At 71.8% G+C, this 12,504-nt stretch carries 13 protein-coding genes; 4 read left to right on the forward strand and 9 right to left on the reverse strand.

What is annotated here, in order from left to right:
- Positions 1–124: 124 nt before the first annotated feature.
- Positions 125–1,492: an alkaline phosphatase gene (locus tag ACFVT1_RS19650; protein ID WP_389796869.1), complete on the reverse strand. Its 1,368-nt coding sequence runs from the start codon at positions 1,490–1,492 to the stop codon at positions 125–127.
- A gap of 217 nt (positions 1,493–1,709) precedes the next feature.
- Entirely contained in the window at positions 1,710–2,546 is an 837-nt protein-coding gene (locus ACFVT1_RS19655) for a DMT family transporter (RefSeq protein ID WP_389796986.1), read from the reverse strand.
- A gap of 122 nt (positions 2,547–2,668) precedes the next feature.
- On the opposite strand from ACFVT1_RS19655, the gene ACFVT1_RS19660 reads away from it, so the two are divergent.
- Entirely contained in the window at positions 2,669–3,538 is an 870-nt protein-coding gene (locus ACFVT1_RS19660; RefSeq protein WP_389796872.1) for a LysR family transcriptional regulator, read from the forward strand.
- A gap of 121 nt (positions 3,539–3,659) precedes the next feature.
- Here the strand turns inward: ACFVT1_RS19660 and ACFVT1_RS19665 are convergent, their stop codons facing one another.
- The gene (locus ACFVT1_RS19665; RefSeq protein WP_389796875.1) at positions 3,660–3,896 is read right to left on the reverse strand and encodes a hypothetical protein; all 237 of its coding nucleotides are present in this window, start codon (positions 3,894–3,896) and stop codon (positions 3,660–3,662) included.
- 576 nt (positions 3,897–4,472) lie between these two features.
- On the opposite strand from ACFVT1_RS19665, the gene ACFVT1_RS19670 reads away from it, so the two are divergent.
- The gene (locus tag ACFVT1_RS19670) at positions 4,473–5,390 is read left to right on the forward strand and encodes a metallophosphoesterase family protein (RefSeq protein WP_389796877.1); all 918 of its coding nucleotides are present in this window, start codon (positions 4,473–4,475) and stop codon (positions 5,388–5,390) included.
- Here ACFVT1_RS19670 and ACFVT1_RS19675 read toward each other — a convergent pair.
- From ACFVT1_RS19675 to ACFVT1_RS19685, 3 genes are all read right to left on the reverse strand, one after another.
- Entirely contained in the window at positions 5,368–5,673 is a 306-nt protein-coding gene (locus ACFVT1_RS19675; protein ID WP_389796989.1) for a VOC family protein, read from the reverse strand. The two genes, ACFVT1_RS19670 and ACFVT1_RS19675, sit on opposite strands and share 23 nt — an antisense overlap.
- A gap of 215 nt (positions 5,674–5,888) precedes the next feature.
- Entirely contained in the window at positions 5,889–6,791 is a 903-nt protein-coding gene (locus ACFVT1_RS19680) for a glycosyltransferase family 2 protein (protein ID WP_389796880.1), read from the reverse strand.
- A 207-nt stretch (positions 6,792–6,998) separates the two neighbouring features.
- The gene (locus tag ACFVT1_RS19685; protein WP_389796883.1) at positions 6,999–7,661 is read right to left on the reverse strand and encodes a ScbR family autoregulator-binding transcription factor; all 663 of its coding nucleotides are present in this window, start codon (positions 7,659–7,661) and stop codon (positions 6,999–7,001) included.
- Positions 7,662–7,794: 133 nt separating this feature from the next.
- On the opposite strand from ACFVT1_RS19685, the gene ACFVT1_RS19690 reads away from it, so the two are divergent.
- Both ACFVT1_RS19690 and ACFVT1_RS19695 read left to right on the forward strand, forming a co-directional pair.
- The gene (locus tag ACFVT1_RS19690) at positions 7,795–8,844 is read left to right on the forward strand and encodes a ScbA/BarX family gamma-butyrolactone biosynthesis protein (RefSeq protein ID WP_389796885.1); all 1,050 of its coding nucleotides are present in this window, start codon (positions 7,795–7,797) and stop codon (positions 8,842–8,844) included.
- A complete protein-coding gene (locus tag ACFVT1_RS19695; protein ID WP_389796887.1) occupies positions 8,841–9,785 on the forward strand; it encodes an NAD-dependent epimerase/dehydratase family protein in 945 nt (314 codons plus the stop codon). The genes ACFVT1_RS19690 and ACFVT1_RS19695 overlap by 4 nt, the downstream gene beginning before the upstream one ends.
- A 20-nt stretch (positions 9,786–9,805) precedes the next feature.
- Here the strand turns inward: ACFVT1_RS19695 and ACFVT1_RS19700 are convergent, their stop codons facing one another.
- From ACFVT1_RS19700 to ACFVT1_RS19710, 3 genes are all read right to left on the reverse strand, one after another.
- A complete protein-coding gene (locus ACFVT1_RS19700; protein ID WP_389796890.1) occupies positions 9,806–10,687 on the reverse strand; it encodes a PhzF family phenazine biosynthesis protein in 882 nt (293 codons plus the stop codon).
- 196 nt (positions 10,688–10,883) lie between these two features.
- The gene (locus ACFVT1_RS19705) at positions 10,884–11,351 is read right to left on the reverse strand and encodes a lamin tail domain-containing protein (RefSeq protein WP_389796892.1); all 468 of its coding nucleotides are present in this window, start codon (positions 11,349–11,351) and stop codon (positions 10,884–10,886) included.
- Between the two features lie 146 nt (positions 11,352–11,497).
- Entirely contained in the window at positions 11,498–12,271 is a 774-nt protein-coding gene (locus tag ACFVT1_RS19710) for an SDR family oxidoreductase (protein WP_389796894.1), read from the reverse strand.
- Between the last annotated feature and the right edge of the window lie 233 nt (positions 12,272–12,504).

Consider the following 12,504-nt stretch of genomic DNA (forward strand, 5'->3'; position numbering starts at 1 on the left):
GGCCGGGTCGTGGCACCGCGCGGACATCGCGTGCGGTGCGCCCTGCGCCGTCCGGTCCGGCCACGGCCGTGAGGGGCCGACCGGTGGTCCGGCCGGCCCCTCACGGGCACATGCGGTACGGCGGTCAGCGCACCTGGAGCGCCTCGCGGATCGTGGTGAACAGGTCGGTCTGGTCGGTGACGCCCAGGACCCGGTAGGCCTGCGGGCCCTGCGCCGCGATGCGGACCTCGGTGCCGGTGTGCTCCTGCGACTGGCCGGGCGTGTTGGTCGAGTAGTTGACCTTGATCGGCTGGCCCTCGTCGGTGATCAGCGTGGAGGACAGGCCGGGCGGCTGGGCCTCCAGGGGAACGATCTGGCTGCTGTGGCCGTGGTCGGCGGTGGTGACGACCAGGGTGTCGGGGTGCTTGGCGGCGTACGCGCGGGCCGCCTTCACCGCGCGGTCGAACGCCGCGGTCTCGCCGATCTGGCCGCACGGGTCGGCCGCGTGGTCCTGCTTGTCGATCGACGCGCCCTCGACCTGGAGGAAGAAGCCCTTCTTGCTGTGCTTCTGCTTCGCCTCCAGGAGCTGGATGGCCTTGGTGGTCTGGTCGGCGAGGTTCGGGGTGCCGGAGGGCCGGTTCGGGTTGGAGGTGACGCAGCGCTGCGGGGCGGTCCCGCCGGCCGCGGCGGCCTTGCCGGTCCACTCGGTGGCCACGTTGCCGGACGCGAAGAGCCCGAGCACCGGCTTGCCGCCCTTGACCGTCTTCAGGGACGCGTTGTCGGTGACGACCTGGTAGCCCAGCTTCCGTGCCTGCTCGGTGACGGTCAGGCCCTTGTACTTGCCGTCGGTCACCTTCTGGTCGAAGCGCTGCTTGCCGCCGCCGAGGAGGACATCGACCTTGTGGTTGACGCTCTGCTCGGCGATCGAGCCGGGGCCGCCCTTGGCGATGGTGTCGGTGGGGCAGTTGGCCATGTCGGCGGGGCCCTGGCAGGAGCGGTCGGTGACGTGCGAGGCGAGGACGGCCGGGGTGGCGTCGGTCAGCTCGGCGGTGGTCACCGAACCGGTCGCGAACCCGCCCTTCTGCGCCAGTTCCAGAATGGTCGGCACGGCCTTGTTCTTGCCCGGCGTCTTGGAGATCCGCCCGTTGACGGTCTTCACACCGGTCGCCCAGCCGGTGCCGCTGGCCGCGGAGTCGGTGACGTAGTCCGGTGTGCCGTCCGCGTGCACGGCGTAGGTCGTGTAGGCACCGGTCAGCGGGAACCTGTCCATGTTTAGGCGGCCGGCCGCGCCCACGGTGTAGTCACGGGCGAGGGTGATCTCCGAGTCGCCCATGCCGTCGCCGATGAGCAGGATGACGTTCTTCGCCTTCCCGCCCTTGACGGCGTCCTTCGCGTGCTCTTTCGTACCGTACGCGCCGGCCGTCGTCGTGACCGCGACGGCGGCGGTGGCGGTGGCGACGAAGACCGCACCGGCGGCTATCAGATGGCTGCGGGACAGGCGCAGTCCGGGCATGGAACTCTCCTTGAACGGGTCGTGCAGGGCACCGGCATCGGTCCTTGAACAGGTTGTGCAGGGCACCGACATCGGTCAGTCCATCAGCGCCGTGTGAACCGCGGGCGACACCCAGACGCCTTCCGTCCAGCCGGAACGTGACGCAACGCGCCCGCCCGCCGTCGCCCGTCCACCGTCACCCCTCACCCGCCCGCCGTCGCCCGTCCACCGTCGCCCGTCACCCTTCCACCGGCGCCGCCACACGCGTGGCGGCCGTTCCCACGGCAACCCCGTTGGCGGTGACGATCACCGCGATGGCCAGCCAGGACGCCGGTTCGAGGCGCTGGCCGAGGACCAGCGTCCCGGCCAGGGCCGCGAACACCGGATTGACGCTCATGAACACACCGAAGAAGTGGGCGGGCACGCGGCGCAGCGCGAGCAGATCGGCCAGGAACGGCACCGCGGAGGACAGCACACCGGCAGCCAGAGCGCACCACAGGGCGGTCGGCGTGGGCGGGTGCAGCCACAGGACGGCAGCGCCGACGGGCAGATGGAACAGGCCGGAGACACCCGCGGCGGCGGCCGACCCCTGCAGGCCCGGAAGGCGCTCGCCGACCGTGCGGTTGAGCAGAATGTACGAACCCCAGCAGGCGGCGGCGAGCAGGGCGAGTCCGATGCCGAGGTAGTCGGTGCTGGGCCGGGGACGGGTGAGGACCACCACGGCGGCCGCCACGGCCACCGCACAGGCGACGTCGGTGCGCCGACGTGAGCTCGCCAGCGCCACGGTGAGCGGACCGACGAACTCCAGGGTGACCGCGAGACCGAGCCCGATCCGGTCGATCGCCGTGTACAGCGTCAGGTTCATGGTCGCGAACACCGCGGCCAGCCCCAGTACCGGCCGCCACTGGGCGCCGGTGAACGCACGCAACCGCGGCCGGCCGACGCTCAGCAGCACCGCGGCGGCCACCCACTGGCGCACCGCCACCACGCCCACCGGCCCCAGGACGGGGAAGGCGAGCGCGGCGACCGACGCCCCGGCCTGGTTGGACAGACCGCTGCCCAGCATCAGCATCATTCCGGACCACCGGGGCGCTCTCGTCGGCGCCGTGGCACAAGCTTCGATCGGCATGGCATGACCATCCGGCAGACCGAGGCACGCGCAAAATGCATCCGATGCGCCATCTATACGCTGGACGTATGGATGGTCGTACGGAACTGGAGCTGAGGCACCTGCGTTGCCTGGTCACCATCGTCGACTCGGGCAGCTTCACCGACGCGGCGATCGAGCTGGGTGTCTCCCAGGCGGCCGTGTCCCGCACCCTGCTCGCGCTGGAGCGGATCCTCGGCGTGCGGCTGCTGCACCGCACCAGCCGCACCGTCACCCCCACCACCGCCGGAGTGCAGGTCCTCGCCCGTGCCCGCCACCTGCTCGCCGAGACCGACGAACTGGTCCACCAGGCCGCCACCGGCCACACCCGGCTACGCATCGGCCACGCCTGGTCCGCGATGGGGCGCCACACCGCCGAGTTCCAGCGACGCTGGCACGACCGCCACCCCGGCATCGAACTCCACCTCATCCGCCACAACACCCCCACCGGCGGCCTCGCCGAGGGGCTGTGCGACCTCGCCGTCGTCCGCACCCCCGTCGACACCCGCCGCTACGCCCACGCCCTCGTCGGCCACGAACGCCGCTACGTCGCCCTCGCCTCCGACGACCCGTGGGCCAAGCGCCGCAGCGTCCGCCTGGAGGAGGCCCGGGGACGCACGTTGGTGGTGGACCGCCGCACCGGCACCACCACCCTGGACCTGTGGCCCGAGGACGTCCGCCCCGCCGTCGAATACACCCACGACATCGACGACTGGCTGGCCGCCATCGCCACCGGCCGCTGCATCGGCATCACCCCCCGGGCCACCGCCACCCAGTACCGCCGCGACGGCATCACCTACCGCCCCCTCCGCGACGCCGCCCCCGTCGCCGTCCACCTCATCTGGCGCCACCACGACCCCCACCCGGCCACGCCCGCCGTGGTCGCGCTGCTCCGCGACCTCTACCGCGCGGACACGTGACTCCCGAGCACCGGACGGACCGGGCCGGGGCGGAAGGGCCGCCGGATCACGGACGGACCGGGCCGGGGCCGCCGGATCACGGACAGGCCGCGGCGCCGAGCCGCGCGGCCGCGGGCAGCACTCAGCGCAGCCTCCAATGGAATTTGCCGCCGCTCACCCACCGGATCATCTCCATGTCGTCGAGATCGTGGACCGTGATGCCCGCGGCCGCGGCGAGGGCGAGCACATCCGTCATCGACGTGGCCGCGCCGACGACCTCCCCGTCGATCTCCACCAGGCGGAAGGGCGGATCCCCGGGCTGCACTTTCAGCACAGTGATCCGAGGAGTCGAGGAACGGGGGCTCGCGCTTTCGGTCATGCATGGATGTTCCACGCCGGGGGCGGCAGTATGCCCGGCGGCGGGGCTGTGCCGGACCTAGGGTCCTTCGTTTGGATCAGGCCGGACCCCGCGAGCCCGGCGTGATCCAAACGAGAGGCCCTGGATCACCCGCCTGAGCGAAGACGGCCGCGATCCACTGCCGGTGGTCGCCGAGCGGGCCGGCCGCGCACCCGTCGCCGCACAGCCGCGACGGACCGGTGCCCGTGCGCGGCCGGGGGCGGATGGGCCGGGGAGGTGAGCGCGAGTCCGCCGTGGCGCGCACAGCGCAGGATGTCCGCCCCCGGCCTGTTGGGTGGTGCCCGCGCCCCACGGCGCGGCAACGAACCCGATCCGAGGAAGGGACCGCCATGGCATACGGCGGCAACGTGAGCGCCGCGCTCACGGCCGGTCACCGTGAGCCGGAGGAGCTCCCCGTTCGGCTCGGGGCGCGGCCGCTCGGCCGTCCGCGGCGACGGACGCCGGTGAACCGGATGCCGGCGAACCGGACACTACGGGTACTGCCGGGCCCGGTCATGGGGCACGATCTTGTCCAGTACTCCTCGGGAAGGGTTGTCCATGTCCGATCGCGCCTATGGAAACCACGGGTCTCTGCTCGCGGTGAGCGACCTTCACGTCGGGATGGCGGACAACCGCCCCCTCATCGAGTCGCTGCGGCCCGATTCGGACGAGGACTGGCTCATCGTCGCCGGTGATGTCGCGGAACGGATCGAGGACGTGGAGTGGGCGCTGCGGTTGCTCGCGGGCCGCTACTCCCGGGTGATCTGGACCCCCGGGAACCACGAACTGTGGACGACCAAACAGGACCCGGTCCAACTCCGGGGCCAGGAACGGTACGAGCACCTGGTCGAGCTGTGCCGGAGCCTCGGGGTGTCCACTCCGGAGGACCCGTACCCGCTGTGGCCCGGCCCCGAGGGGCCGGTGGCCGTCGCGCCCGTGTTCCTGCTGTACGACTACAGCTTCCGGGCGCCGGGCACGACGACCAAGGAGGCGTCCCTGGCGTACGCCCACGAGACGGGGGTGGTGTGCACCGACGAGTTCCTGCTGCACCCCGACCCCTACCCGAGCCGTGACGCCTGGTGCCGGGCGCGGGTGACGGAGACGGAACGGCGCCTCGCCGCACATGATCCCAAGGTTCCGCTGGTCATCGCCGGCCACTGGCCACTGGTCCGGGAGCCGATGGCCGTCCTGACGTACCCCGAGTTCGCCCAGTGGTGCGGCACGGAGCTCACCGCCGACTGGCACCGGCGCTTCAATGTGGCGGCCGTGGTCTACGGCCATCTGCACATTCCCCGTACGACCTGGTACGACGGGGTGCGCTTCGAGGAGGTCTCCATCGGCTACCCCAGGGAATGGCGCAGGCGGGGCCACCCCAAGGGGCTTCTGCGGCAGATCCTGCCGTACGGCGGCGACGGCGGTGGCGGGGGCGGGGGCGCAACGGCGCCGGAGTCCGTCAGCGATGGCTCAGCACGTTGATCACACGGCCGTCGGGGTCGCGGACGAAGAAGCGGCGCACGCCCCATTCCTCGTCGTGCAGCGGGTACACGATTTCCGCGCCGCTCTCCTTCATGGCCGCGTGGACCGCGTCCACGTCCTCCACCTCCATGCTCATGTCCGGGGCGACCGGGGCGGTGGCGTCGGCCCCCATGATGCTGAGCTGGACCGAGGGACGGGAGGGAGAGGCGAGCGTCATGATCCAGCCGTGGTTCATGACCTCCCGGAGGCCCAGCAAGCCGTAGAACTCCGCGCTCCGCTTCATCGCGGCGGCGGCGGTGGCGGTGGCATCGGCGGTGGCGTCGGCTCCGGCTCCAGCGCCGGCCCCCGGACCGGTGGTGGTCCGGACGTTGGGAACGATCCTGCGGACGGACATCGGCAACTCCTGCTCTCGGGAGCGAACCCGCGCCACCCGGCCCGGCCGTCGTGCCCCGGCCCGGCTGTCGTGACCCGGGTCGGCGGGTCGGTTGTGCCGGCGGGTCAGATGACCGGCGGCCGCCCCAGTTTCGTCATCCGCCACACCGTGCGCCACCGCATGGGCCGCCGCGGCCCGCACGGCGTACGGACCCCCTCCGCGAAGCCGCCGGCCCAGGCCCGCAGCCCCGTCGCCGACCGGGTGCGGGCCACGGTGAGGAGGGTCCAGGTGCCCAGATACGCCGGGACCAGGGGCACGGGCAGGTTGCGGCGGGCCAGCCAGACCCGGTTGCGGGCCGTCATCCGGTAGTAGACGGAGTGTCTGGCCGGGGAGGTCTTGGGGTGCTGGAGCAGCAGATCGGGCTCGTAGAGGATCTTCCAGCCCGCGTCGAGCGCCCGCCAGGACAGGTCCGTCTCCTCGTGCGTGAAGAAGAACTCCGCGGGCCAGGGGCCCGTCTGGGCGAGCATCTTCATGGAGAGGGCGTGGCCGCCGCCCAGGAACGCGGTGACCGGGCCGCCCCGCATCGGGTCGGCGGCGCGCAGGCGCGGGACGTGGCGGCGCTGGGTCTCGCCGTGCTCGTCGGCGATCCGGAAGCCGACGATGCCGAGCCGGGGGTCGGCGGCGTACAGCTCCCGGACCTTGCGGAACACTCCGCTGTCGACCAGGAGTCCGTCGTCGTCGAGCTCGATCACGACATCCACGTCGCCGAACTCCGCCAGCTTGCGCAGGGCGATGTTGCGGCCACCGGGGCAGCCCAGATTCTCGTCGAGTTCGATCGCCGTCACGCCGCCGGACAGGTCGCGGAGGCCGGGAAGGGCGGTGAAGTCCGGGAGCGGTGAGCCGTTGCCCACGACGACGAGACGGTCCGGCCGGACGTCCTGGGCGGCCACGGAGGCCAGCAGGGCCTCGACCTGCCGCGGGCGATCGCCCATGGTGACGACGGATACGGCGATGCGCGGTTCGGACACGGTCGGCACTCCTGGTCTCGCTGCGGTGCCCGTGATCGTAGCCGCACGAGCCCGTCGACCGTTGTTCAGCCGTCCGTTGCCGCTGCGTCGTGCCCCGTGATCCTTCGTCGGCGTGGGTGGACCGAGGGCCGCGACGGGGACCGGTGGCGGCCGGAGGCCGAGTGCCGCCGACCGCCCTCGCCCGTCAGCCGAGGACCGCCGACGCCCTCAGCCGGGTGCGCCGGCCTGGCTGGGAACCGATTCGAGGAGGCCGACCAGGCGCATGCCCCGGTCCTCGGCCATGTCGAGCGTGGCCAGCACGGACGGGGTCGAGATGCTCGGCAGTACGTAATGCAGAAGTACCGAGATCCGCCTCCCCAAGTCCTCGCGTTTGCAAAGGGCTTGAGACATGACCTGAATGCCGGAGAAGGAGCCTGCCAGCATTTCGGCGGTCTCGCGGGGGTCGACGTGCGGCAGGAGTTCGCCCTGATTCTTCGCGGCGACCAGCAGATTTTCGAGCCGGTCTATCCAGGCACGGAACGGAGTGCCCCGGTCGAGTCCTTCCACCGCCTGGTCCATGGCGAGTCCGACGCTGGCGCGTACCAGCGGCTCATGACGGAGCCGGTGGGCGAGCAGCATTCCCTGATCGACCAATTCCTGAAGCTTCGTCAGCTGGGGAGGGAGCGGATCGCTGTCCAGCTGTACGTCCATCACCCCGAGAGCCAGGTCTTCCTTCGAGGTGAAATGGAAGTAGAGCGCACCTTTTGTCACGCCGGCCCGCGTGAGAATTTCACTGATGGTGGCGCTGCTGTAGCCGCGTTCATCGAAAACGGCGGCGGCCGCCACCAGGATCGACCGTCGAGTCTGGATCGCGCGCGCCTGCTGTGCCATCAGCTACGAGTCTCTCTCAGTCGTGGCGTGGTCAGCACCACTGGGATATGGCTGGATAGGAAAACCGGACTGTCAGTATCTTACTGCGGGGGCGGACTGCCCTCCCGGTATGGATCCTCTGGGAGGAATATTCATGGTTCAGCTCACCTCGCGCAGTGCTTCGGTATCCGTCGACGGCATCGACGGTGCCGGACGTATCGGAGCCGCCGAATTCGCCGAATACCTGGAAGCCGAGGGGACGGCGCCGACGGGAAGACGGCCGGAGGGCGACTTCCTGCGGCGCCTGGTCCACCGGCCCGACGCCGAGGACGTCTTTGCCACCGGCTGGACCCGGCAGACCGAGACCCAGTTCTCGGTGTCGGCCCGGTGGCCGCAGACGCACCGCTTCTTCGCCCCCGTGTCCGGCCGGCACCAGGATCCGCTGCTGATCGCGGAGACCATGCGCCAGACGACGATGCTCCTGGGCCACGCGGCCTTCGGTATGCCGTTCGAGAACCAGTTCGTGATGTGGGAGCTGGCGTATGTCTGCGAACCCGGCCAACTGCTCCTGGGCGAGGCGCCCTGGGACATCACGGTGGATGTGTCCTGCTCCCGGATCCGGCGCGGCCGGCGGCACATCGGCTCCATGCATGTCGAGTTGCTCCTGCACCGCCTGGGCGCCGTCCTCGCCAGCGGAGGCGGGCGTATCAGCTGCGCCTCGGCCGAGGCGTACCAGAAGCTGCGGAACGGGCGGCGGTACGTGATCGGCGCCCCGATACCCCTCCTGCCCGCCGTCGCACCGGCCGAGGTGGGCAGGGCCGATGAACGCGATGTCGTACTGGCGCCGGGGCCGCGGCGCGGCGTCTGGCAGCTGCGGATCGACACCGGACACCCGACGCTGTTCGCCCGGCCCAACGACCACGTGCCGGGCATTCTGCTGCTGGAGGCGGCCCGTCAGGCGGCGGTCGCCGTTACCCCCGGCCACGACTTCCTCCCCGTGTCGGTCAGGACCGACTTCCTCCAGTACGTGGAACTCGACCGCCCCTGCTGGATCGAGGCCCGGACCGTCCCGGCCGGTGATCCCGCGGCGAGCGCGGTGCGCGTCTCGGCGACGCAGGACGACCGGCCGGTCTTCGCCTGCACTCTCGAATCCCCGGGCCCGCGGCCGGGCGCGGCCCACCCCCGGCAGGCCGGGCAGTCATGACACCGCGCGTACTCATCACCGGCGCGACCGGCTTCATCGGCGGCCATGCGGTGGCCGCGGCCCGCGCCACCCCCGGCCTCCGGCTGCGTCTGATGACCCACCGGACCGCCCTCGCCGCATCCGCCGGAGGGCCCGGCGCCGAGACGGTGTACGGGGATCTCGCCGACCCGGCGACGCTGCGCGGCAGCTGCGAGGGCGTCGACGCGGTGATCCACTGCGCCTCCTGGATCGGGGGTGACGAACCGACCGCGCGGTCGGTAAATGATCAAGGAACGCGGGCGCTGGCCGAGGAGGCGGTTCGCTGCGGGGTCACCCGGATCGTGTACCTGAGCACGGCATCCGTCTACGGCCGGGGCCCGTTCACCGGGCTGCTGCCCGGACAGGCCGACCCCGCCCCGGCCTCGGCCACCAGCCTGACCCGCGCCGCCGCCGAGCAGCACGTCCTCGCGGCCGGCGGCGTCGTGGTGCGGCCGCACCTCGTGTACGGCGCCGGGGACCGGTGGGCGGTGCCCGGGCTGGTCGCGCTGGTCCGGCAGCTCTCGGCCGGTCTGACCGGGTGCGGGGCGCGGCACTCGATGATCGACGCGGAGGCGCTGGGGCGGGCGCTGCTGGGTGCGGCGCTGTCCCCGAAGGAGCCGGCCGGGGTCTACCACGTCAACCACCCCGAGCCGGTGAGCTGTTCGCAGCTGCTGTCCACGGTCCTCGACGAACTGCGGCTGCCCTGGGGAGCCGCCGGTGTCGACGTGGCGGCCGCCCGTGAGCGGCTCGCCGGGGTGCCGTACGCACTGCACCACCTCGGCATGCTCGCCGTGGACCACTGGTTCGCCGACGAACGGGTCGGGCAGGACTTCGACTGGGAGCCGGGCGAGGGCTTCACGACCGCGTTCGCCCGGCACGCCCCGTGGTACCGCCGGCACCTCGGTGGCGGTCCGAGCCGCTGACGGCGCCGGGCGCCGTCGCGTCAGGGCTCGATCCGGGTGCCCGTACCGCTCACCCGCACCCGCGCGTCGCCCGACCGGAGTTCGACCGTGAGGACGCCGGGGCGGCCCATGTCCTCACCCTGGTGGAGGGTGAGGAGCGCGGTGTCCGGGACGAGGCCCAGCGCACGCAGAAAGGCGCCGAAGGCGGCCGCCGCCGCGCCCGTGGCGGGGTCCTCGACGACACCGCCCACCGGGAACGGGTTGCGGACGTGGAAGACGGTCGGCGACGCCCGCCACACCAGTTGCAGGGTGGTCAGGTCCAGGCGGTGCATCAGGGCTTCGAGGCGGGCGAAGTCGTAGTCGAGGTCGGCGAGCCGCTCCCGGGTCGCGGCGGCCAGCACCAGGTGCCGGGCGCCCGCGTACGCGATCCGGGGCGGCAGGGCCGGGTCGAGGTCGGCGGCCGGCCAGTCCAGGGCGGCCAGCGCCTCCGCCAGGTCTTCCGGGGCGATGTCCGTCACGTCCGGCTCGACGCTGGTGAGCGTGGCGCGGAGTTCGCCGCCCTCCCGGGTGACGGTGACCGGGACCGTGCCCGCGAGGGTGCTGAACACCAGATCGCCGGGGCCGTCGCGCTCGGCGAGTGCGAGGGCCGCCGCCACGGTGGCGTGGCCGCAGAACGGGACTTCGGCCTTCGGGCTGAAGTAGCGGATCGTGTACCCCCGGGCGGCCGGTGGTCCGTCGTCGGCCGGTTCGTTCCGACCGGTCAGGAAGGCCGATTCGCTGTACCCCAGTTCCGCCGCGACGGCGAGCATCGCCGCGTCGTCGAGACCGGACGCGTCAAGGACGACCCCCGCTGGATTGCCGCCCTCCGGATCGGCGGAGAACGCGGTGTAACGCAGGATCCCGGTACGTGAATTCTGGCTCATGCCGCAGGTCAACCCTGCCGCGGCCCGGAGCATTCCCGACCCGGGACATTTCCGGCCCGGAGCATTCCCGAGCCGGCCGGACCAGGCCCGGGGTATTTCCGAGCCGGCCGGACCAGGCCCGGGGTATTTCCGAGCCGGCCGGACCAGGCCCGGGGCGTCCGGCCGGTCGGACGCCCCGGGGCGCGAGGGCGTCGGCTCAGTGGCAGTTCTTGGTGCCCTTGCCCGACTTCGTCCAGGAGCAGGAGTCCTGGAGCTTGCCGTTCGGCTTGATCAGCCGGGCCTTGTCACCGGTGTTGTTCCAGACGTACGAACCGCGGTTCCAGTAGACGTTGCCCGACGCGTTCCTGCCCTTGCCCGTGTGGACCTTGACGGTCTTGCCCGCGCCGATGGTGTAGCTGGGGAAGGTGTACGTGTACCCGGTGTCGTCCTTGAGCTTGTAGCCCTTGAGCTGGAGCTTCGACGTGCCGTTGTTGTGGATGTCCACCCATTCGGCGTTGAGGGAGGCGTTGGTGCGGGTGTCCTTGCCGGGGCTGTCGTACTGGATCCTGCCGAGGTGCAGTCCGCCCTGGTGCGAGGCGGCCGACGCCGGTGCCGTGACGAGCAGTGAGCCGGTCAGGGCGGTGGCCGCGGCCAGGGCGAGCGGTGCGGCGGTGGGTATGCGCATGCTGTGGTCCTTGCGTGGAGTTCCGGTGAAGAACTGTGAGCATAAGGGCAGCGCGCGTCCGCCCGGCCGGAAAGTGCGCTTCTCGGCCGGGATGCGGCCGTGGGACGGCAACCGCCCGCGTGGGGCGGCCGGTTCGGGCGGGTCCGTCAGCCGCGCCCCACGTACGGCATCGCCGTCGCCAGGACCGTCGCGAACTGCATGTTCGCCTCCAGCGGCAGCTCCGCCATGTGGAGCACCGTCCGGGCCACGTCCGCCACCGCCATCACCGGCTCCACCGCGAGTTCACCATCGGCCTGAAGGGTGCCCGTCCGCATCCGTTCGGTCATGTCCGTGGCCGCGTTGCCGATGTCGATCTGCCCGCAGGCGATCCGGTACGGACGCCCGTCCAGTGACAGCGACTTCGTCAGGCCCGTCATGGCGTGCTTGGTCGTGGTGTAGGCGACGGAGTGCGGGCGCGGCGCATGGGCGGAGACCGAGCCGTTGTTGATGATCCGGCCGCCCTGCGGGTCCTGTTCCTTCATCAGCCGGTACGCGGCCTGCGCGCACAGGAACGCGCCCGTCACGTTCACGTCCACCACCGAACACCAGTCCTCCACCGGGAGGTCCTCGACGGGGACGGAACGCGGGCCGAACGTACCCGCGTTGTTGAAGAGCAGGTCCAGGCGGCCGAAGCACTCCCGTGCCGAGGAGAAGAGCGCGTCCACGTCCTCGGGGCGCGAGACATCGGCGGGGACGGTGATCACCCGGGCGCTCCTCCCGGCCAGCGCGGCTGTCTCGGCGAGGGGTTCCGGGCGCCGGCCCGAGAGCGCCACCGACCATCCGGCGCCGGTCAGGGCCAGGGCCACCGCGCGGCCGATTCCGGAGCCCGCGCCCGTCACGACCGCCGTCTTCGCGCCGGATTTCAACAACGTGTTGCTCATGGGGCCGCAGCGTACGCCCATCCGTCCAGCCGGTCCGGGCGGATCCGTGGGGCCACATGGGGGTCAAGAAGGCGCGGTCGGCGGCGGGTTCGTGCCGGGGGGCGGCGGGTAGTGATGATCATGGCCTCTGTCACGTATGCGCGCTATGCCCCGCGAATCCATTCCTGCCGCACTCCTCATCCACGCGATGCTCGAGCGACGCGAACACGACAGCCGCTCGATGTGCCGGTCCG

The organism is Streptomyces sp. NPDC057963 (assembly GCF_042887155.1).
Lineage (GTDB): Bacteria > Actinomycetota > Actinomycetes > Streptomycetales > Streptomycetaceae > Streptomyces.